At 66.4% G+C, this 19,105-nt stretch carries 21 protein-coding genes and 4 tRNA genes; 4 read left to right on the plus strand and 21 right to left on the minus strand.

Annotated features, from left to right (window positions below; genetic code table 11):
* Nucleotides 1–30 precede the first annotated feature (30 nt).
* The 19 genes from ACFV2O_RS25545 to ACFV2O_RS25635 all read right to left on the minus strand — a co-directional run bounded on the left by ACFV2O_RS25545 (nt 31) and on the right by ACFV2O_RS25635 (nt 13,838).
* Nucleotides 31–1,041 carry an MCE family protein gene (locus ACFV2O_RS25545; protein ID WP_355072054.1) on the minus strand — a complete coding sequence of 337 codons (1,011 nt, stop codon included), beginning with the start codon at nt 1,039–1,041 and terminating at the stop codon, nt 31–33.
* Nucleotides 1,041–2,117, minus strand: coding sequence for an MCE family protein (locus ACFV2O_RS25550; RefSeq protein ID WP_355072053.1), 1,077 nt, complete (start codon nt 2,115–2,117; stop codon nt 1,041–1,043). The genes ACFV2O_RS25545 and ACFV2O_RS25550 overlap by 1 nt, the downstream gene beginning before the upstream one ends.
* The gene (locus tag ACFV2O_RS25555; protein ID WP_379253976.1) at nt 2,114–3,463 is read right to left on the minus strand and encodes an MCE family protein; all 1,350 of its coding nucleotides are present in this window, start codon (nt 3,461–3,463) and stop codon (nt 2,114–2,116) included. The genes ACFV2O_RS25550 and ACFV2O_RS25555 overlap by 4 nt, the downstream gene beginning before the upstream one ends.
* Nucleotides 3,460–4,323, minus strand: a complete 864-nt coding sequence (locus tag ACFV2O_RS25560) for an ABC transporter permease (protein WP_355072049.1) — start codon at nt 4,321–4,323, stop codon at nt 3,460–3,462. The genes ACFV2O_RS25555 and ACFV2O_RS25560 overlap by 4 nt, the downstream gene beginning before the upstream one ends.
* A 3-nt stretch (nt 4,324–4,326) precedes the next feature.
* Nucleotides 4,327–5,121: an ABC transporter permease gene (locus tag ACFV2O_RS25565; RefSeq protein WP_355072047.1), complete on the minus strand. Its 795-nt coding sequence runs from the start codon at nt 5,119–5,121 to the stop codon at nt 4,327–4,329.
* Nucleotides 5,122–5,132: 11 nt separating this feature from the next.
* Nucleotides 5,133–6,209, minus strand: coding sequence for an ATP-binding cassette domain-containing protein (locus ACFV2O_RS25570; protein ID WP_355072045.1), 1,077 nt, complete (start codon nt 6,207–6,209; stop codon nt 5,133–5,135).
* A 236-nt stretch (nt 6,210–6,445) separates the two neighbouring features.
* Nucleotides 6,446–6,826 carry a 50S ribosomal protein L7/L12 gene (rplL, locus tag ACFV2O_RS25575; RefSeq protein WP_040696004.1) on the minus strand — a complete coding sequence of 127 codons (381 nt, stop codon included), beginning with the start codon at nt 6,824–6,826 and terminating at the stop codon, nt 6,446–6,448.
* A 56-nt stretch (nt 6,827–6,882) separates the two neighbouring features.
* Nucleotides 6,883–7,422, minus strand: a complete 540-nt coding sequence (rplJ, locus tag ACFV2O_RS25580) for a 50S ribosomal protein L10 (protein WP_355072042.1) — start codon at nt 7,420–7,422, stop codon at nt 6,883–6,885.
* A gap of 434 nt (nt 7,423–7,856) precedes the next feature.
* Nucleotides 7,857–8,396 carry an NADPH-dependent FMN reductase gene (locus ACFV2O_RS25585; protein WP_379253977.1) on the minus strand — a complete coding sequence of 180 codons (540 nt, stop codon included), beginning with the start codon at nt 8,394–8,396 and terminating at the stop codon, nt 7,857–7,859.
* A gap of 96 nt (nt 8,397–8,492) precedes the next feature.
* The gene (rplA, locus tag ACFV2O_RS25590; protein WP_067810457.1) at nt 8,493–9,206 is read right to left on the minus strand and encodes a 50S ribosomal protein L1; all 714 of its coding nucleotides are present in this window, start codon (nt 9,204–9,206) and stop codon (nt 8,493–8,495) included.
* A 75-nt stretch (nt 9,207–9,281) separates the two neighbouring features.
* Nucleotides 9,282–9,716 (minus strand): 50S ribosomal protein L11, encoded by a 435-nt coding sequence (rplK, locus tag ACFV2O_RS25595; protein ID WP_043733097.1) that lies wholly within the window; start codon nt 9,714–9,716, stop codon nt 9,282–9,284.
* A 97-nt stretch (nt 9,717–9,813) separates the two neighbouring features.
* Nucleotides 9,814–10,629: a transcription termination/antitermination protein NusG gene (gene nusG, locus ACFV2O_RS25600; protein ID WP_379253978.1), complete on the minus strand. Its 816-nt coding sequence runs from the start codon at nt 10,627–10,629 to the stop codon at nt 9,814–9,816.
* A 90-nt stretch (nt 10,630–10,719) separates the two neighbouring features.
* Nucleotides 10,720–11,118, minus strand: a complete 399-nt coding sequence (gene secE / locus ACFV2O_RS25605) for a preprotein translocase subunit SecE (protein WP_379253979.1) — start codon at nt 11,116–11,118, stop codon at nt 10,720–10,722.
* Nucleotides 11,119–11,226: 108 nt separating this feature from the next.
* Nucleotides 11,227–11,299: transfer RNA gene (locus ACFV2O_RS25610), tRNA-Trp, on the minus strand.
* Between the two features lie 222 nt (nt 11,300–11,521).
* A complete protein-coding gene (locus ACFV2O_RS25615; RefSeq protein WP_356963462.1) occupies nt 11,522–12,586 on the minus strand; it encodes a fused (3R)-hydroxyacyl-ACP dehydratase subunits HadA/HadB in 1,065 nt (354 codons plus the stop codon).
* 181 nt (nt 12,587–12,767) lie between these two features.
* The gene (gene rpmG / locus ACFV2O_RS25620) at nt 12,768–12,938 is read right to left on the minus strand and encodes a 50S ribosomal protein L33 (RefSeq protein WP_011211653.1); all 171 of its coding nucleotides are present in this window, start codon (nt 12,936–12,938) and stop codon (nt 12,768–12,770) included.
* Nucleotides 12,939–12,979: 41 nt separating this feature from the next.
* A tRNA-Met gene (locus ACFV2O_RS25625) sits at nt 12,980–13,055 on the minus strand.
* Between the two features lie 77 nt (nt 13,056–13,132).
* A tRNA-Thr gene (locus ACFV2O_RS25630) sits at nt 13,133–13,205 on the minus strand.
* Between the two features lie 550 nt (nt 13,206–13,755).
* Nucleotides 13,756–13,838: transfer RNA gene (locus tag ACFV2O_RS25635), tRNA-Tyr, on the minus strand.
* A gap of 174 nt (nt 13,839–14,012) precedes the next feature.
* On the opposite strand from ACFV2O_RS25635, the gene ACFV2O_RS25640 reads away from it, so the two are divergent.
* Together ACFV2O_RS25640 and ACFV2O_RS25645 are read left to right on the plus strand one after the other, a co-directional pair.
* Complete coding sequence (locus ACFV2O_RS25640; protein ID WP_039802015.1) at nt 14,013–14,504, plus strand: YajQ family cyclic di-GMP-binding protein; 492 nt, start codon at nt 14,013–14,015, stop codon at nt 14,502–14,504.
* A 69-nt stretch (nt 14,505–14,573) separates the two neighbouring features.
* Nucleotides 14,574–15,038, plus strand: a complete 465-nt coding sequence (locus ACFV2O_RS25645; protein ID WP_356962518.1) for a MarR family winged helix-turn-helix transcriptional regulator — start codon at nt 14,574–14,576, stop codon at nt 15,036–15,038.
* An 11-nt stretch (nt 15,039–15,049) separates the two neighbouring features.
* Here the strand turns inward: ACFV2O_RS25645 and htpX are convergent, their stop codons facing one another.
* Together htpX and ACFV2O_RS25655 are read right to left on the minus strand one after the other, a co-directional pair.
* A complete protein-coding gene (gene htpX / locus ACFV2O_RS25650; protein ID WP_355072031.1) occupies nt 15,050–15,931 on the minus strand; it encodes a zinc metalloprotease HtpX in 882 nt (293 codons plus the stop codon).
* A gap of 158 nt (nt 15,932–16,089) precedes the next feature.
* Entirely contained in the window at nt 16,090–17,130 is a 1,041-nt protein-coding gene (locus tag ACFV2O_RS25655) for a polyprenyl synthetase family protein (RefSeq protein ID WP_355072144.1), read from the minus strand.
* 223 nt (nt 17,131–17,353) lie between these two features.
* On the opposite strand from ACFV2O_RS25655, the gene ACFV2O_RS25660 reads away from it, so the two are divergent.
* The gene (locus ACFV2O_RS25660; protein ID WP_379253980.1) at nt 17,354–18,622 is read left to right on the plus strand and encodes a geranylgeranyl reductase family protein; all 1,269 of its coding nucleotides are present in this window, start codon (nt 17,354–17,356) and stop codon (nt 18,620–18,622) included.
* A gap of 16 nt (nt 18,623–18,638) precedes the next feature.
* Nucleotides 18,639–19,067: an AraC family transcriptional regulator gene (locus tag ACFV2O_RS25665; RefSeq protein WP_355072027.1), complete on the plus strand. Its 429-nt coding sequence runs from the start codon at nt 18,639–18,641 to the stop codon at nt 19,065–19,067.
* Nucleotides 19,068–19,105: the final 38 nt, after the last annotated feature.

The raw sequence follows: 19,105 nt of genomic DNA on the forward strand, positions 1-19,105 counted from the left end.
ACCGGATCGCTACGCCAGTTGTCCGCCACGTCAGTTACCTCCCAAGGTGCGGATCGGCTGACGGTAGCCGGGGATTTCGGGCAGTGCGGGCGGCACCACGTTGACGATCACCGCGTCGAACCAGCGCCCGGTGCCGAGCACGCTGGCGTAGAGGCTGTAGAACGGCGCCGCGAGTTCCAGCGTCTTCGAGACGTTCTGCTGGTTGTCGTTGAGCAGGTCGATGGCGGCGCGCAGATTCTTCAGCGCGGGCCCGATCTGCTCCTCGTTGTCGTGCACGAGCGCGCTCAGCTCCGCGGAGACCGTCTTGGCGCCCGACAGCAACTGCCTGATGGACTGCTGGCGGACGTTCAGTTCGGCGAGCAACTGGCCGCCGTTGGCGAGCAGCCGCTCGAACTGGGCGTTGCGGTCGGCGAGTATCTGCGTGGTCTGCCTGGTCGCGGCGAACAGCTTCTTCAACTCCTGATCGCGCTTGGCCAGCGTCTCCGACAGCCGGGCGACGCCGTCGATGGAGCCGCGGATCTCCGGCGGCGTCGTCTCGAAGGCGTCCGACAGCACCTGCATGCTCTTGGCCAGCTGCGTGGTGTCGATCTGATCGATGGTGCGCGCGGCGTCGGTGAACGCGTCCACCACGTCGTACGGGGAGACCGTGCGCGAGAGCGGGATCCGTGAACTGGGATCGGCCGGCTTCGAGCCTCGAGGATCGAGTGCGAGGTACTTCTGGCCGAGCAGCGTCTTGATCTGAATGGACGCGGTGGTGTCGTTGCCGATCCAGGTGTCCTTGGTGCGGAAGTCCACGAGCACCCGGTCACCGTCGAGCCGGACGTCGGACACCGACCCGACCTTGACGCCGGCCACCCGGACCTCGTTGCCCTTCTTCAGGCCCGCCGCCTCACGGAATTCCGCGGTGTACTTGGTCCCCGCGCCGATGATCGGCAGCTGATCCAGGAAGAACGCCGACACCGTCACCAACAGCACCACGGCGAGGCCGAGCGCGCCCAGGAACGCCGGGCTGCGCTTGCCGAGCAGAATGCGATCATCCATCAGCGAGCCTTCCCGTGGCAGCGCGGCGCGGCGTTGGTGTACAGCGGCTGGTTGATCGTCGGCAGTCCTGCGGGCAGGTTGAGCTGCGGCGCGTCGACGGCGCCCGGCCCGACGACGATGTCGATGCCGCACAGATAGAACTGGAACCAGGAGCCGTAACTCGCGGCGCGCCCGAGCTTCTCCATCTTGAGCGGCAGGTTGGTCAGCGCTTCGTTCACCTCGTCCTGGCGCTCGTCGAGCGTGCCGGTCAACTGGCTCAGACCCGCGATCGACCCTTGCAGGGTCGGACGCACCGGGACGAGCAGGTCGGAGGTCGCCGAGGTCAGGTTGGCCAGCGAGGTCACCGAACGGCCGATCGTGTCGCGATTGGCGTTGAGGCCGCTGATCAACGCTTCGGTGTTCACGATCAACTGATCGAACTGGTCGTCACGCTGATTGACGGTGTCCAGCACGGCGGTCAAATTGCGGGTCAGCTCACCGATCACGGCGTCCTTGTCGGCGATCTTGTTGGTCAGGTTCGCCGTGGTCGCGACGAGATCGTGGATCGTGCCCTGCTCACCCTGGAAGACCTGGATGATCTCGAAGGAGAGCTTGTTCACGTCGTCGGCGGTCAGCGTACGGAACAGCGGCCGGAAACCGTTGAACAGCGTCGTCAGGTTCAGCGCGGGCCTGGTGTGCTCCAGCGGGATGGTGCTGCCCTTGTTCAGCTTCCGTCCCTGCTCCCCGGTCCCCTGCTCCAGCGCGATGTAGCGCTGGCCGACCAGGTTGCGGTACTTGATCGTCGCGGTGGTCGACGCGGGCAGCCAGTCTCGGTCGGTGAGGTCGAATTTCACCTCGGCCAGGCGCTTGTCGACGATCGAGACAGCGGTGACCTTGCCGACCCGCACGCCCGCGATGCGGACCTCGTCGCCGGGATTGAGCGAGGTGACGTCGGTGAACCTGGCCTTGAAATGCGTGCCGCCGCCGCTGTAGTTGGCGATCGACAACGCGAGCACGGTGGTCACGAACAAGGTCACCACGACGAAGATGACCAGCTTGGTCAACGGCCCGCCCAGGCCGCGCAGTTGCTGCTTCATCGCACGCTCACCTCGCTTCCGCGGAACGCGGGCGCGCCGACCCTGGTCACCCAGCCAGGCACCTGATCCGGGGCGACACCGTTGGCCGCGCCGTAGATCGCGCCGAGCGACTGCTGCTCCATGGGGGAACCGGCGATCGTCGGCATCTTGCTCGCCGGGTGGACGCCGAACTGCGGCGGCTCCAGATGACCGGTCTGCTGGTCACCGGGGTTACGACTCGGGACGGCGTAGGAGCCGTCATTGTTCGGGCCGCCGGTGTACTGGCCGGGATCGACGCCCAACGGCATCTCGGGGATGCACCACGGCCCCCTGGTGTCCAGCCAGCGCGGTTCGTCCTGGTTGGGCAGGTATTTGCCGCGGGTGTTGGTCAGCTCGATGGTCACTCGGGAACCCGGGTTGTCGGTGCCCTTGCCGAAGATCCGGTCGATGCGCGGCTTCAGCTGCGCGAAGTTCGCCAGCGCGCAGGCGTAGTTCGGCGAGTAGTAGGCCAGCTGCTCCAGCGCGGGACGGGAGTCGGCCGCCACGTCGACGATGTTGTCGCGGTTGGCGAGCAGGAACTCGGTGGTGGTGGCCGAGGTCGGCGTCAGCGTCGCGTACAGGGCATCGATGTCGGTGCGCCGCTGCACGATCGTGGCGTTGGTGGTACGCAGGTTGTCCAGGGCCTGGATCAGCTGCGGCGCCGCGTCGGAGTAGGTGGCCGCCACCTCGGCGAAACTGCGCAGGTCGGCCCGCAGGTCCGGAAGCACCACGTTGACCTGGCGGAAGATGTCGTCGAGCTTGTCCAAGGTCTGGCCGAGCGCGGTGCCCTGCCCGGACAGCGCCTGGGACAGCGCGCCCAACGTGGCCGCGAGATCCTGCGGCGGGATGGCCTGGAGCAAGGGCAGCACATCGTCGAGCAATTTGCTCAACTCGATGGCGTTGCCGCTGACGTCCTGGTGCAGCGTGACGCCGTCGGTCAGATGCTGGGGGCTCGGCTGCTCCGGGATCACCAGGTCCACGTAGCGCTCGCCGAACAGCGTCTTGGGCAGCAGGCGCGCGGTCGCGTTGACGGGAATCTGCTGCGCCTTGTCCGGATTGATGGCCAGGTTCAAGGTCACCTCGCCGCCTTCGGAACTGCTCGAGCGCACCTCGCCGACCGTGATGCCACGTACCTTCACGTCCGCGTTGCGAGTCAGCGCGTTGCCCACGCTGTCGGTGATCAGATCGACGTCCACCGTCTTCACGAATTGCTTGTTGTAGATCGCGATGGTGGTCCACAGGAACAACGCGACCACGACGAAGAACGCGATCCCCAGCGCCCGAGTACGTAGCTTCGCGGTGGAGCGCCAGGTTTGGGTGCGGCTCATCCGGCCACCCGCACCGTGGTGGTGGTGCCCCAGATCGCGAGGCTGAGGAAGAAGTCGAGCACGTTCACCAGGACGATCGCGGCGCGGACCGCGCGGCCGACCGCGACGCCGACGCCGGCGGGCCCGCCGGTGGCGTGGAACCCGTAGTAGCAGTGCACCATGATGATCACGAACGCGAAGACCAGCACTTTGAGGAACGAATAGAGCACGTCCTCCGGTGGCAGGAACAAACTGAAGTAATGGTCGTAGGACCCGCTGGACTGCCCGTTGAACCAGATGCTGATCGTCCGCGACGCGATGAACGTGCCGAGCAACCCGACGATGTAGAGCGGGATCACCGCGAGGAACCCGGCGATCACGCGGCTGGTCACCAGGAACGGCACGCTGGGTACCGCCATCACCTCGAGCGCGTCGATCTCCTCGGAGATCCGCATGGCGCCGAGCTGCGCGGTGAAACCGCAACCGACCGTCGCCGAGAGCGCGAGCGCGGCGACCAGTGGCGCGATCTCACGGGTGTTGATGTAGGCGGTGAGGAAGCCGGTGAGCACCGAGCTACCGAGCGCGTCGAGGGCCTTGAAGCCCTGCAGGCCGACGACGACGCCGACGGAGCCGGACATGAACACGATGACGCCGATGGTGCCGCCGATCACCGCCAGTGCGCCGGTGCCGAAGGTGACCTCGGCGAGCAGCCGCATGACTTCCTTGCGGTAGTGCACCGCGGTCCGCGGGATCCATGCGATGGCCCGCGAGTAGAACGACATCTGCTCGCCCGCGCGATCGATGACGTTGAGCGGCATACGAGCGACTTCACCCACCCGGCGCATGGACTTGGCGACCGGGGTTCGGTATGACGTGGCCATCTGTCAGGCACCCTTGGCGGGGACGACCTGTAGGTACACCATGGTCAGGATGAGGTTCACGAAGAACAGCACCATGAACGTGATCACCACGGATTGGTTCACCGCGTCACCGACTCCTTTCGGGCCCCCCTTGGGATGCAGCCCTTTGTACGCGGCGATGACGCCGGCGAGCAGACCGAATACCGCCGCCTTGATCTCACCGATCCACAGGTCCGGCAGCTGAGCGAGGGCGGAGAACGACGCCAGGTAGGCGCCGGGAGTGCCGCCCTGCAGCAGGACGTTGAAGAAGTACCCGCCCGCGATGCCGACAACCGACACCAGTCCGTTGAGCAGCAGCGCGACCAGCATCATGCCGAGTACGCGCGGCACCACCAACTTTCGCACCGGATCGATGCCGAGCACCTCCATCGCGTCGATCTCCTCGCGGATGGTCCGCGAGCCGAGATCGGCGGCCACCGCCGACCCGGCCGCGCCCGCGATGATCAGGGCCGTCACGACGGGAGCCGCCTGCTGGACGGTTGCCAGCACACTGGTCGCGCCGGTGAAGGATTCCGCGCCGAGTTGCTTGATCAACGAGCCGGTCTGCAAGGCCACGACCGCGCCGAACGGAATCGCGACCAGCGCGCTGGGCAGGATCGAGACACTCGCGATGAACCACGACTGCTCGATGAACTCCCGCCACTCGAAGGGGCGGCGGAAAGTCTTTCGCAAAACGTCCAGGAGCAGCGCAAAGATGTTGCCGGCCTGGGCAAACCCCGACTCCAGGGGAGTTCGCAATCGCGCCAGGGTCGAATTCACGATCGCAGATGTTACCCGTTAGTTGTGTTGTGTCGCACGGTGGTGTCGAAAGCACCACCTTGATAATTAGCCAGGTCGCCGCTGTTGTATGCCATCACCTGCGTATCGTCGTTGTCGTCAAGTGATTCACGGATCGCGACCTGCGCGGCATGCGGCAGCGTATGCATGATCTCGCGCACCCGCTCCTTCCGCCGCAACACCGCCTGACGCACCGGCATCCCCGGAGTCGCGCGCATCTGCGGAATGATCCCCTCGACCTCCTCCGCGCCACCGTGATGATGCCCGGCGTCCACCAACGCCTGCTCGCGCGCCATCTGCGCCTCGTCCTTCTCCTCCGACATACCGATCGGCCCGATCATCCGCCCGTTGAGGAACTGCTTGACCACCGGCTCCTCGGAGGTCAACAACACCTCCCGCGGACCGAACATCACCAACTGACGACGGAACAACATCCCGATATTGTCCGGCACCGTCCGCGCCAGATTGATGTTGTGGGTCACGATCAGAATCGTCGCGTCGATCTGCGCGTTGATATCGATCAACAACTGCGACAGATACGAGGTACGCACCGGATCCAGACCCGAGTCCGGCTCATCCACCAGAATGATCTGCGGATCCAACACCAACGCCCGCGCCAACCCCGCACGCTTCCGCATACCACCGGAGATCTCACCGGGAAGCTTGCCCTCGGCCCCGAGCAGACCGGTCAACTCCAGCTTCTCCATCACGATCTTCTTGATCTCGGATTCGCTCTTCTTCGTATGCTCCCGCAACGGGAACGCCACGTTGTCGAACAGGTTCATCGACCCGAACAACGCACCGTCCTGGAACAACACGCCGAACAACTTCCGGATCTCGTACAGCTCCTTGTTCGAACACGTCGTGATATCCGTGCCATCGATGAAGATCGAACCACGTTCCGGGCGCAGCAGACCGATCAGCGACTTCAAGAACACCGACTTACCGGTACCCGACGGCCCCAGCAACGCACTGACCTCACCCGAAGGCAACGTCAACGACACGTCCTGCCAAATGCGCTGGGAACCGAAAGACTTGGTCACACTCTCGGTCCTGACCTCGACGCCCACGCCAACCTCCACAAATTCTCAGCGAGCTGCCCACCGGCGAACCGCGCGCTCGGTCATCGCGGTCCGTCACGTGTGGGTTCGGTCACTGTAACTCATGGGACAGATCGGGCACACCCCAACCTGACTGCGTAGTAACTCCGCAATCCTTTCGGTATCGGCGATAGCGGCGGGATTGCCAAAAACGCGAACGGGCGATCCCCAAAGGGGACCGCCCGTTCGGCGTGTTCGGTCGTGAATTACTTGACCGAGACCTTGGCGCCGGCCTCTTCCAGCTTCGCCTTGGCGGCCTCGGCGGCATCCTTGGCGACCTTCTCCAGGATCGGCTTCGGGGCGCTCTCGACCAGGTCCTTGGCTTCCTTCAGGCCCAGGCCGGAGACGATCTCACGGACCACCTTGATGACCTGGATCTTCTTGTCGCCCGCACCCTCGAGGATGACGTCGAACTCGTCCTGCTCCTCAGCGGCCTCGGCCGGAGCGGCGGCACCGCCGACGGCGGCGACGGCGACCGGAGCAGCCGCGGTGACCTCGAACTTCTCCTCGAACTTCTTCACGAAGTCCGACAGCTCGAGCAGGGTCATGTTGCCGAAGGTCTCGAGCAGTTCGTCAACGTTGGCCATTGTTGTGTTCCTTTCGGTAGTTGATGTCTATGCGGGCGAGTCGTGCCGCACGGGTCTTACTCGGCGGCCGGTGCGCCTTCTTCGGCCTGCTTCTTCTCCTGCAGCGCGGCGGCCAGGCGGGCCACCTGCGAGGCGGGAGCGTTGAACAGACCGGCGGCCTTGGTGAGGTTGCCCTTGAGCGCGCCCGCCAGCTTGGCCAGCAGCACCTCGCGGGTTTCCAGGTCGGCGATCCGCTCGACCTCGGACACGGACAGCGGAGCGCCGTCCATGTAGCCGCCCTTGATGATGAGCGCCTTGTTGTCCTTCGCGAAGGTCTTCAGGGCCTTGGCCGCGTTGACCGGCTCACCCGTGATGAAGGTGATCGCGGTCGGCCCGACGAACAGTTCGTCGAGACCTTCCACGCCCGCCTCGGCGGCGGCACGCTTGACCAGGGTGTTCTTGGCGACGGAGTACGTGGCGTCGGCGCCGAGCGCGCGCCGCAGCTCGGTGAGCTTGCCGACCGACAGGCCACGGTATTCCGTGACGACGGTGGCCGTCGAGCTCTTGAACTGCTCCGCGATCTCCTCGACCGCGGTGACCTTCTCGGGTTTTGCCATACTTCGCCTCCTCTCTGATTGGTCGGTTCGTATACGCGAACTACCGATCAGGGGCCGGCGACAAAACAAACGCCCCGAACGCAGAGCGTTCCGGGGCGCAACAGAAAACCGATCCGGTGCGTATCCGGATCAATTCCCAGCCTCGGCTCTCCCTGCGTGGGCCGCCGGCAATGTCGCCGGACCTTCGACCGAACCCATACGGGATCGGCGACCAACGGTCTTCGGTAGAACGGATTGGGTAGCGATCGAACTCGTCGATAACTGACTTCCAATGTACCTGCATGGGTTCCCATCTGCCAAAACGGGCCCCGGCAGACGTCCGATCGCAACCACTCGGCCGTCGAATCGTTGTGCCGCGACTCACTTTTCCGCGGCGCACATCCGTGCGCCGCCTGGAATGCGATGCCGCGGTCCGCGTCGGCGAGTGGTGTTTCTCACGAAGTCGCGGTCGCGGCATGCCGCGCGAGACCGCGCAACACGGCCGTGGCGCCGGACCGGAACTCAGGGTCGGCGACCAGTCCGTCCGGGCCGACACCCTCGCGCGGCACCGGGAGTCGTCGGCAGGCATCCGGATCGATATCGGCTCCGACGTAACCCAGCACGCTGCGCAGTGTGGCGGTCGCGCCGTCACCGCGACCCACCGGCGCGACCGTGATCCAAGCGACCGGCTTGCCGTAGAGATCACCCGCGCCAACCGTCCAGTCCAGCAGGTTCTTCAAACTGCCCGGCAAAGTACCCGCGTATTCAGGCGTGGAGAACAGCACGGCGTCGGCGCGCGAAAGTTGTTCGCGGAGCGCGACTACCGCGGGATGAGCGGTGCCGTCGTCGTCCGGAGCGAAAGCGGGCAGGTCCGCGAGCCCGTCGTACCAGACGGTTTCGACACCGTCCGGGGCGATCGCCGAGACGGTTCGTAGTGCGGCGGAATTGGTGGAGGCGGCGCGAGTACTACCGGAGATCAACAGAACGACGGTCACATCCACCCCAACCACGCCGTCGGGCGGATTAGTCCTCGAACGCGCAACGGCGGGAACGCACAATGCGTTCCCGCCGTTGCCGCGGCTCGCTGCTGCTTACGCGTCCTCTTCCAAGAGGTTGCGGGTGCGGTTCGGGTCCACCGGGATGCCCGGTCCGGTGTTCGTCGAGACCGTCACCTTCTTGACGTAGCGGCCCTTGGCGGTCGACGGCTTGGCCCGCAGGATCTCGTCCAGCGCGGCGCCGTAGTTCTCCACCAGCTTGCTGTCGTCGAAGGACGCCTTGCCGATGACGAAGTGCAGGTTTGCCTGCTTGTCGACACGGAAGTTGATCTTGCCGCCCTTGATGTCGTTGACGGCCTTGGTCACATCGGTGGTGACCGTGCCCGTCTTCGGGTTCGGCATCAGGCCACGCGGGCCGAGGACACGCGCGATCCGGCCGACCTTGGCCATCTGGTCCGGGGTGGCGATCGCGGCGTCGAAGTCCAGCCAGCCGCCCTGGATCCGCTCGATCAGGTCCTCGGCGCCGACGGCATCGGCGCCCGCGGCCTCGGCCTCGGCGGCCTTCTCGCCCGCGGCGAACACGATGACGCGGGCGGTCTTACCGGTGCCGTGCGGCAGGTTGACCGTGCCGCGGACCATCTGGTCCGCCTTGCGGGGATCCACACCGAGACGCACGGCGACCTCGACGGTCGCGTCGGTCTTGGTGGTGGCGGTCTCCTTCGCCAGGCGCGCGGCGGCCAGCGGGGAGTAGAGCTTGGTGCGATCGACCTTCTCGGCCGCGGCGAGGTACGCCTTGCTTCGTTTTGCCATGATTCTCTGTCCTTGTTGGTAGTTCAGACGTGGTTATCGGGCCTGGCCGGCCCTCCCACCGGGGAGCGGTTCCGCTCAGCCCTCGACGGTGATGCCCATCGAACGCGCGGTACCCGCGATGATCTTGGCCGCCTGCTCGAGGTCGTTGGCGTTCAGATCTTCCTGCTTGGTCTTGGCGATCTCGCGCACCTGGTCCATGGTCACCTTGGCGACCTTGTTGCGGTGCGGCTCCGCCGAGCCCTTCTGCACGCCTGCGGCCTTGAGCAGCAGCTTGGCGGCGGGCGGGGTCTTCAGCTTGAAGTCGAACGACCGGTCCTCGTACACCGAGATCTCGACCGGGATGACGTTGCCGCGCTGCGACTCGGTCGCGGCGTTGTACGCCTTGCAGAACTCCATGATGTTGACGCCGTGCTGACCGAGCGCCGGGCCGACCGGAGGGGCCGGGTTCGCCTGGCCGGCCTGGATCTGAAGCTTGATGATCCCGGCGAGCTTCTTCTTCTTGGGGGGCATCTTTCTTTCCTAGGTGTTGGTGTCCCTTGCTCTTTGCAAGTCTGGTGTTGCGATCCTCGCCCGGGGCCGGATTCACCCGGCCGCCGACAGAGCTGGTCTAGATCTTCGCGACCTGGGTGAACGCCAGCTCGACCGGGGTCTCGCGGCCGAAGATCGACACGAGCACCTTCAGCTTCTGCTGCTCGGCGTTCACCTCGGAGATGCTGGCGGGCAGCGTCGCGAACGGGCCGTCCATGACGGTCACCGACTCGCCGACCTCGAAGTCGACCTCGATGACCGGCTTCGGCGCGATCTCGCCGCCCGCGGTCTCGGGAGTCGCCGCAGCGGCTGCCGCGGCGGGCTTCTTCTGCTGCTGTGCGGCCGGAACGAGGAACTTCACCACGTCATCGATGGACAGCGGCGACGGGCGCGAAGTGGCGCCGACGAAACCCGTGACGCCGGGGGTGTTGCGCACCGCGCCCCACGACTCGTCGTTCAGCTCCATGCGGACCAGGATGTAACCGGGCAGCACCTTGCGGTTGACGTGCTTGCGCTGCCCGTTCTTGATCTCGGTGACCTCTTCGGTGGGCACCTCCACCTGGAAGATGTAGTCCTCCAGGTCCAGGTTCTGCACGCGGGTCTCGAGGTTGGCCTTCACCTTGTTCTCGTAACCGGCGTAGGAGTGGATGACGTACCACTCGCCGGGAGCGCGCCGCAGCGCCGCCTTCATCTCGGCGACCGGGTCGGCGGGCTCGGCGTCGACGGCGGCGGCAGGGGCGGACTCAGCGGGCTCCGATTCCTCGACCGCGGGCTCGTCGGTCGCGAACTCCTCGACGGAGTCGGTGGGCTCGGCCACCGTGTCGTCGGCCGGGAACTTGTCGTGTGTGTCGTTCTCCGGGGTGCTCACTGGGGCACTCGCTTCCTGTGTCGTCACGTACATCCTCTGCGTGCCGGGCCGGGCGCGCGGCGAAATCACTCCACCCGTCTCCGCCCGGGATCGGCTACCGGCGTCGGCGTCGTTCAGCTAGCCGAACAGCCAGTTGACACCCTTGATGAACGCCAGATCCAACCCGCTGATGAACGCGACCATGAAGATCACGAACACCAGAACAACGCTCGTATAGGTGACCATCTGCTTCCGGTTGGGCCAGATCACCTTGCGCAGTTCCGCGATGACCTCACGCAGGAACTTGAGCAAACGCTTGAACGGATTACCCGACTTCTTGCGTTCGGCCCGATCGGTCGCCTTGGTTGCCTTCCGCGACGGACGGTCGAGCGTGGCAATAGCGCCCGTGTCGACCTCCGAAGACCCGGCACGGGTCCGCCGCGCGGACCGCTTTCCGCTCGGCCGTGTCGCTGCGGCGGTGTCGTCGCCTTCGTGGGCGGCATGTGCGCCGCGGCGAGTGTCCCGCTCGTCGCTCACGCCTTCTCCTCGCTGAGCTCGGTGCCGTCGTGCGCGATGCGCGCTGTGCCAATGGCTCGCTCGCTACGCTCGCTCACGTCGATCCTCTCTCGTCGCTGGCATCCAGGGCAGGGGCGACAGGACTTGAACCTGCAACCTGCGGTTTTGGAGACCGCTGCTCTGCCAGTTGAGCTACGCCCCTTTGGTCGGACGGTGTTGACTGTCCAACCACTGTTCGATATTCAGTTGTGCCCTGGTGTCACACAACACGCGCGCCGCTCCGGCAGTTGCCGGCCCCGTCGGCGAATCCTCGCGGATCGCCTGGAACCAGCCCCTCAGAGCAGCGCGCAGCGGCTGGCGACCCCAGAAACCTGAGTGTACGTTACCGTCCGCGCCATTAGCCAATCCGGGTCGCTGTCCCTGGTCAGGCCAGCTGCACCGTCGCGGTGGCGCGGCCGAAGATCTTCTTCCCCGCCGCCTTCGCGACGATGGCCACGACCGCGGTCTTGGTCTCCGGATCGACCGACTTCACCTTACCGGTGTACTCCACTTCGGCGGCCTCGTCGGACCCGACGTAGACCGGGCTGGTGAAGCGGACGTTGTACTCCTTGATCGCGCCCGGGTCGCCCAGCCACGAGGTGACGAAACCGCCACCGAGGCCCATGGTCAGCATGCCGTGCGCGACCACGTTCTCCAGGCCGACCAGCTTCACGACCTCGTCGCTCCAGTGGATCGGGTTGGCGTCACCGGAGACGCCCGCGTAGTTCACCAGATCGCCGCGGGTGAGCCGGACGACGCGGGTGGGCAGCTCGTCACCCACCGAGACGTCCTCGAACCCGATGGCGTGCTTGGTGCGCACACCGTCCACGGGCGGCACGACCGGCGCGGGCGCCTGGGTCACCGCGAGCGAGCGCGGACGATGCCCCGGCGCGTCCTCGCCGATGCCGTGCATGAGCACGTTCCGGACGGCGGCGTTGAGGTTCGGGTCGATATCGCCGCCGCTGCGGCCGACGAGGGTGGTGTAAGTGGTGAGCACCAGTTCGTCGTTCTGCGCGGTGACGATGTTTTTGGTCACGATGATGTCGCCGCCGAATGCCTGCCGGAACGAGTGCAGGTGGACATCGCAGGTGAGCTGGTCGCCGACCTTGATCGGGCGATGGAACTCGAGGATCTGGTCGGTCTGCATGATCTGGCTGAGGTCGTAGCCGGTGACGACCTCTTCGAACAGTTTGCGCTGGGCGAGAATTCCGACCAGGGAGATGAAGGTAACCGGCGCGAGCAGGTTGTCGTACCCGTACTCCTGCGCCGCGTCCTCGTCCCAGTGCACCGGGTGGTAGTCCTGCACGGCGCGGGCGTATTCACGCACCTTCTCGCGGCCGACCTCGTAGTAGTCGTCGACGCGGTAGTGGTGACCGACCATCGCCGCGGCGTTCGCCGCGGGGTCGAGCGCCTCGCTCGTCTGGACCGCTTCGTCTGTACCGGTGTTGATTGTCACGGGAGGACTGTACCTATCTGACCCCGTCACCCGGAGTCTGTGGAGCGCTCACCACCGCACCCACACCGTGAAATGCGTCAGGGCCGGACAATTGTCCGGCCCTCGCGGTGCCACGGCCCGAGATACCGGGAGCGACTCCCGGCGCTACACCACGCGGTAGTTCACGCGTGGATGACTAGCGGGATTCGCGGTGCGCCCGGTGCGTGCCGCAGTTCGGGCAGAACTTCTTCAGCTCCAGGCGGTCCGGATCATTGCGCCGGTTCTTCTTGGTGATGTAGTTGCGGTGCTTGCACTGCTCGCAGGCCAAGGTGATCTTTGGCCGGACATCGGTGGACTTCGCGGCCACGATATGCCTTCTTTCCGGTACCTGATGGGCTTGATCGGTTGTGGTAGCGATGGCCGGACTTGAACCGGCGACACAACGATTATGAGTCGTTTGCTCTACCGACTGAGCTACACCGCCACGGCGTCGCATTGCCATGGTGCCGAGCCCGCACTATCGGGAGCGATGCCGAGTCGGTCACCACCGGCAATCCGGCGAGCCCCCTAACGGAATCGAACCGTTGACCTTTTCCTTACCATGGAAACGCTCTGCCGACTGAGCTAAGGGGGCATGACTACTTCCGCACCGAGCCCCAAACACTCGACCTCAGCGCGGTGAAGTCTTGAACGAGGTTACACACTCACCGCTCCCACTACCAAACCGAGTGGTCAGAGGTACATTTTTCGCCCGCGCGGACACGGCGATGCACGCGTAGCCGGAGCTCGCACGCAAGCCAGCGCCGCTCCCGACCGCGTTGAGCGCGCAAACGACCACGCCGTGGAGCGCTGCGAGGAAGCCATCCGCGACCGCCCCCGCGCGTGAGCACAGAACTGCAGCGTCATCCGAGATACGCGCCGATCGAAATCGCCGACGTGAAGTGATCGAAATCGCCGCCACTCGGCAATCGATCGACGAACAGAGTGAGCGATCACAGGGCTGTCGGGTTCACACGCAATACCACAATCAAACGAAACGCATGTGACCAACGCAACCACTGGAAGGGGGGGTCCGGGGGGGCGAAGCCCCGCCGGGCGGGGCGTGGGGGTTGCACCCCCACAAGACATTACGAAGCGAGCCCTGTACGCGCTTTCTGCGTACAGGGCTCGCCTAGTGAGCGGAGTGGCAGGTGTAGGATTCGAACCTACGTAGGCTTTCACCGACAGATTTACAGTCTGCTCCCATTGGCCGCTCGGGCAACCTGCCTTTCGCGCATTGTTTCGCGCGCTGAGCAGAATACATCGAACCCGCACCCTGAATGCAAACCGGCTGGCTATCGGCCGTGCGACGCGACTACCCTCGGGTCTCCGGGTAGAACTGACGGGGGCTGGAAGCGTCCGGTTCAACTCACCCGTCGGACCATCAGAACAGGAGCGCAGCGTGGCTGATTCGTCTTTCGATGTTGTGAGCAAGGTCGACCGGCAGGAGGTCGACAACGCCCTGCATCAGGCGGAGAAGGAACTCAACACCCGCTACGACTTCCGCGGCACCGGCGCGTCGATCGAATGGTCCGGCGAGGACAAGATCGTCCTCACCGCGGAGGCGGAGGAGCGCGTCAAGGCCGCGCTGGAGGTGTTCAAGGAGAAGCTGATCCGCCGCGACATCTCGCTGAAGGCGTTCGACGCGGGTGAGCCGGTCTCCTCCGGCAAGGTCTACAAGATCACCGGTTCGCTGGTGCAGGGCATCGACTCCGAGCACGCGAAGAAGATCTCCAAGAAGATCAGGGACGAGGGCCCCAAGGGCGTGAAGGCGCAGATCCAGGGCGACGAGCTGCGCGTGAGCAGCAAGAAACGCGACGATCTGCAGGCCGTCATCGCCCTGCTGAAGGGCGAGGATTTCGGGATCGCGCTGCAGTTCGTCAACTACCGCTGAGCTCCGGGTCCGCAGCGCGGCCGGGTCGGTCGCGTTCAGCGTGTTTACGAGGGTGCTAGAGGGGACTGCATGTCGACCGAGGAGCGGGCCGGACTCGGCGTGGACGAGGGCATCCGCACGTTGTTGCTGCTCATGCCGCGCGTGGTCGGACGGGCCAAGAAGTTGGGCGTTCCCCCGGAGCTGGAATCCTTCTCGCTGGCGCCGCGGCACCTGTCGTTGCTGGCCAACCTGGTGTTCGACGGCCCGACCACGGTGACGGACCTGGCCGCCCGGCTGGAGGTGGCGCCGACGACGGTGAGTCTCATGGTCGGCGAACTCAGCAAGCAGGGTGTGCTCGAACGCGGCACCGACCCGGACGACCGCAGACGCACCATCGTCGCCATCGCATCGGCGCACGAGCGATCCGTGCACAAATGGCTGGGACGCAGCGCTCGCGCCTGGCGTACGGTGCTCGAGCCGCTCACGGCCGAACAGCGGAAGTTGTTCGTCGATACGTTCCGCGCTTACGAAGACCAACTGGCCTCGGACGACTGAGGCCGCCGGGCTCAGTACCGGCGGGGACCGCCCGCCATCTCCTCCAGCCGGGCGATGCGCTCGTTCATCGGCGGGTGCGTGGTGAACCAGCGGGCGACCCGCTCACCCGGACGGAACGGGTTGGCGATCATCAGATGCGACTGCGACGCCAGCCGCGGTTCGGGCGGTAGTGGGGCGGTGTGGACGCCGCGTTCGATCTTCCGCAGTGCGGAGGCGAGGGCCAGCGGGTCGCCGGTCAGTTCGGCGCCGGATTGGTCGGCCTGGAATTCGCGCGAGCGGGAGACGGCCAGCTTGATCAGCGTGGCCGCGATCGGGCCGAGCAACGACACCAGCAGCACGGCCAGCACGTTCGGTCCCTCGCCGTTGCGGTTGCCGCCGAACATGGACGCGTAGACGGCCAGGTTGGCCAGGCCCGAGATGACGGCGGCGAGCGCACCCGCGATCGAGGAGATGAGGATGTCGCGGTTGTAGACGTGCGACAGTTCGTGGCCGAGCACGGCCCGCAGTTCCCGCTCGTCGAGAAGTTGCAGGATGCCGCTGGTGCAGCACACCGCGGCATGGCGCGGATTGCGTCCGGTGGCGAAGGCGTTGGGCGCGTTCGTGGGGCTGATGTACAGCCGCGGCATCGGCTGGCGCGCGATGGTGGCCAGCTCGCGCACGATCCGGTACATGACCGGCGCCTCCAGCTCGCTGACCGGCTGCGCGTGCATGGCCCGCAACGCGATCTTGTCGCTGTTGAAGTACGCGTAGGCGTTCATGCCCACCGCGAGCAGGATCGCGACGACGAGGATCGTCGGGTTGCGGAACAGCGCGCCGATGAACACGATCAGGGCCGACAGGCCCACCATCAGCCCGAAGGTCTTCAGCCCGTTCGCAAACCCGTGCCCGTGCATACGTCTCCCTTGCCGCTCCCCCGTTCACCGAGTCGCCTTACAGCAGATAAACGATAGAAGCTCCAGGCAAAGTTCCGATGAATCCGCGCCAAGCCGAAATCAGCCGGCGGAAATCAATCCGCGCCGACATGCGCCCCGGCTCATGAGCGGCGGACCACTCAACCCACGCGTTCGATGGTGTAGCGGACCAGCCGCTCCAGCGCGTCGTTCGCGGGGCCGCCGGGCAGGGCGGACAGCTCGGCGTAGGCGAGGTCGGCGTAGCCCTGGAGCTTCTCCTTGGCCAGCGCCATGCCGCGGGAGTCGGCGAGCAGGTCGAGCGCCTCTTTCACCTCGTCGTCGGTCTCCAGCGGACGCGCGAGCAGCTTGCGCAGCCGGTCGCCGTCGACGCCCTCCTCGCGCAGCGCGTACAGCACCGGCAGCGTGTGCACACCTTCGCGCAGGTCGGTGCCAGGGGTCTTGCCGGACTGCTCGGAGGCGGAGGAGATGTCGATGATGTCGTCGGAGATCTGGAAGGCGGTGCCGACCGCGTCGCCGAGGCGGGCCAGTCGCTCCACGTGCTCGGCATCCGCACCCGAGAAGGTGCCGCCGAAGCGGCCTGCGGCGGCGATGAGCGAACCGGTCTTCTCCCACACCACGCGCAGATAGTGCTCGACGGGGTCCTGGGATTCGCGGGCGCCCATGGTCTCGCGCATCTGACCGGTGACGAGTTCGGCGAAGGTCTCGGCGATGATGCGCACCGCGTCGGGACCGAGGGTGGAGGTGAGCCGGGACGCGTGCGCGAACAAGTAGTCGCCCGCGAGGATGGCGATGTTGTTCCCCCACCGCGAGTTGACGCTCGGCGCGCCGCGGCGCATCGGGGCCTCGTCCATCACGTCGTCGTGGTACAGCGTCGCCAGGTGCACGAGTTCGACGACGGTGCCCGCGGTGACCAGAGCGGGATCGGCGGGGCGCGGGCCGAGCTGTCCGGTGAGAATGGTGAAGAGCGGACGGAATCGCTTGCCGCCGGCCTTGGCCAGGTGCAGCGCCGCCTCCTGGAGGAATTCCGCGCCGTCGGACAGCTCGTCGACGAGGAGTCTCTCCACGTCAGCCAAGCCGTTGCGCACGGTGTCGGCCAGCCCGACGTCACCGAGATCGACCCCGGCCACGACCGTGCCCGCGTCGCTCCCGGCTTCGCTGTGCCCGCCGTGCGCCGTGTCCATGATTCGCTCGCTGCGCTCGCTCATGGCCGATGTGCTCATTCCTTCTCCCAGCGATGCGTCCGACCCCACGGTAGAGAACCTAGCGTGTCCCCGTCGGATGGCCCATGAACACCGTCACTCTGTGGCGGATCGTCCACTGCCGCACCGCCTCGATGGTGACCGTCCACGACGCGAGCGCGACCGCCGTCGACATCGGCGAGACGGCCCTGCGAGTATGGACCGCATGGGTTCACCGGAAGCGAGTCCCGCGCCCGACGAGGACGCGTTGCCCAGCCGGGCCGAGGTGCTGGTCGTCGGCGCGGGCCCGGCCGGATCGGCGTCGGCGGCCTGGGCGGCGCGGGCCGGACGGGACGTAGTGCTCGTCGATTCCGCCGTTTTTCCCAGGGACAAGACCTGCGGTGACGGGCTCACCCCGCGTGCGACCGCCGAATTGGAGCAGCTGGGGCTCGGCGAGTGGGTGCGCGCGCACGTCGTCAACCACGGCCTCCGGATGACCGGCTTCGGCCGCGAAGCGCTGCTGAACTGGCCGGGCGGTTCCTTCCCCACGTACGGAAGCGCGGTTCCCCGAACCGAACTCGACGACAAGTTGCGCGAGACGGCGGTGAAGTCGGGCGCGCGCATGGTGGACGGGACGAAGGTAATGGATGTCACCCGGGAGGGTGACCGGGTCACGGGTGTGACGGTGCGCACGGCGGGCGGCACGCGCACCATCGCCTGCCGGACGCTGGTGGTCGCCGACGGGGTGCGTTCGCCGATCGGGCGGCTGCTCGGCCGCGTCTGGCATCGGCAGTACGCCTACGGCACCGCCGCGCGGGCCTACATCAAGTCCGGTCGCAGCGACGACCAGTGGATCACCTCGCATCTGGAGTTGCGCGACGCCTCCGGCGAGCTGGTTCCCGGCTACGGCTGGGTGTTCCCGCTCGGCAATGGCGAGGTCAACATCGGTGTGGGGTCGCTGGCCACGGAACGTCGCCCCTCGCACATCGCGTTGAAGCCGCTCTTGGCGCACTACACCGCGCTGCGCACCGAGGAATGGCAATTCGAGGGCTCGCTGCGCGCGGTCGCCTCGGCCCTGCTGCCGATGGGCGGGGCGGTCTCGAACGTCGCGGGGCGCAACTGGGTGCTGATCGGCGACGCGGCGGGGTGTGTGAACCCGCTGAACGGCGAAGGCATCGATTACGGCTTGGAGGGCGGCCACATGCTGGCCGGCCTGCTGGACGAGCCCGACTTCACCACGATCTGGCCGCAGACCCTGCGCGCCCGCTACGGACGCACGTTCTCGGTCGCCCGGCGGATCGCGGGCCTGGCCACGCACCCGCGCATGGTGCCGCTGGGCGGTCCCCCGGTGATGCGGTCGAAGTACTTGCAGCGCACCGCGGTCCGGGTGATGGGCAATCTGGTGACCGACGAGGACGTCGACCTGACCGCGCGGGCGTGGCGGATGGCGGGCCGGGCATCGCTGCGCTTCGACGAGCGTCCGCCGTTCGCTTAGGGACGAGGGCGGCGCGATGGGCGGACAACGAGCGCGCGGCTTGCCCGCGCTGTATCTGCTCCCGCATCTGCGCCGAGCCAGGGACCTCGCGGACCGCCATTACGCCGACCCGCTGCATCTGGAGGAACTGGCGGCGGCCGCCGGGGTGTCGAAATACCACTTCCTGCGCGCGTTCGCCGCGGTCTACGGCCGCACCCCCGCCGTGTACCTGGCCGAGCGGCGCATCGAACGCGCCCAGGACCTGCTCCGCTCGACCAATCTGACGGTCACCGAGGTGTGCATGCTGGTCGGCTACAGCAGCCTCGGCTCGTTCAGCAGCAAGTTCCGGCAGCTGGTCGGGGTCACGCCGTCGGAATACCAGGCGAAGTTCGCCGACGGCGCTCCGCGTATCCCCGGCTGTTTCGTTTTCATGCACGGGCTCTCCGACCGCAAGCCGCCAGGCTGACCGAACGGCGCAATTTCGGAGAAGACGGTGGCCCCGCG

Source organism: Nocardia sp. NPDC059691, from assembly GCF_042733915.1.
GTDB classification, from domain to species: Bacteria; Actinomycetota; Actinomycetes; order Mycobacteriales; family Mycobacteriaceae; genus Nocardia; species Nocardia sichangensis.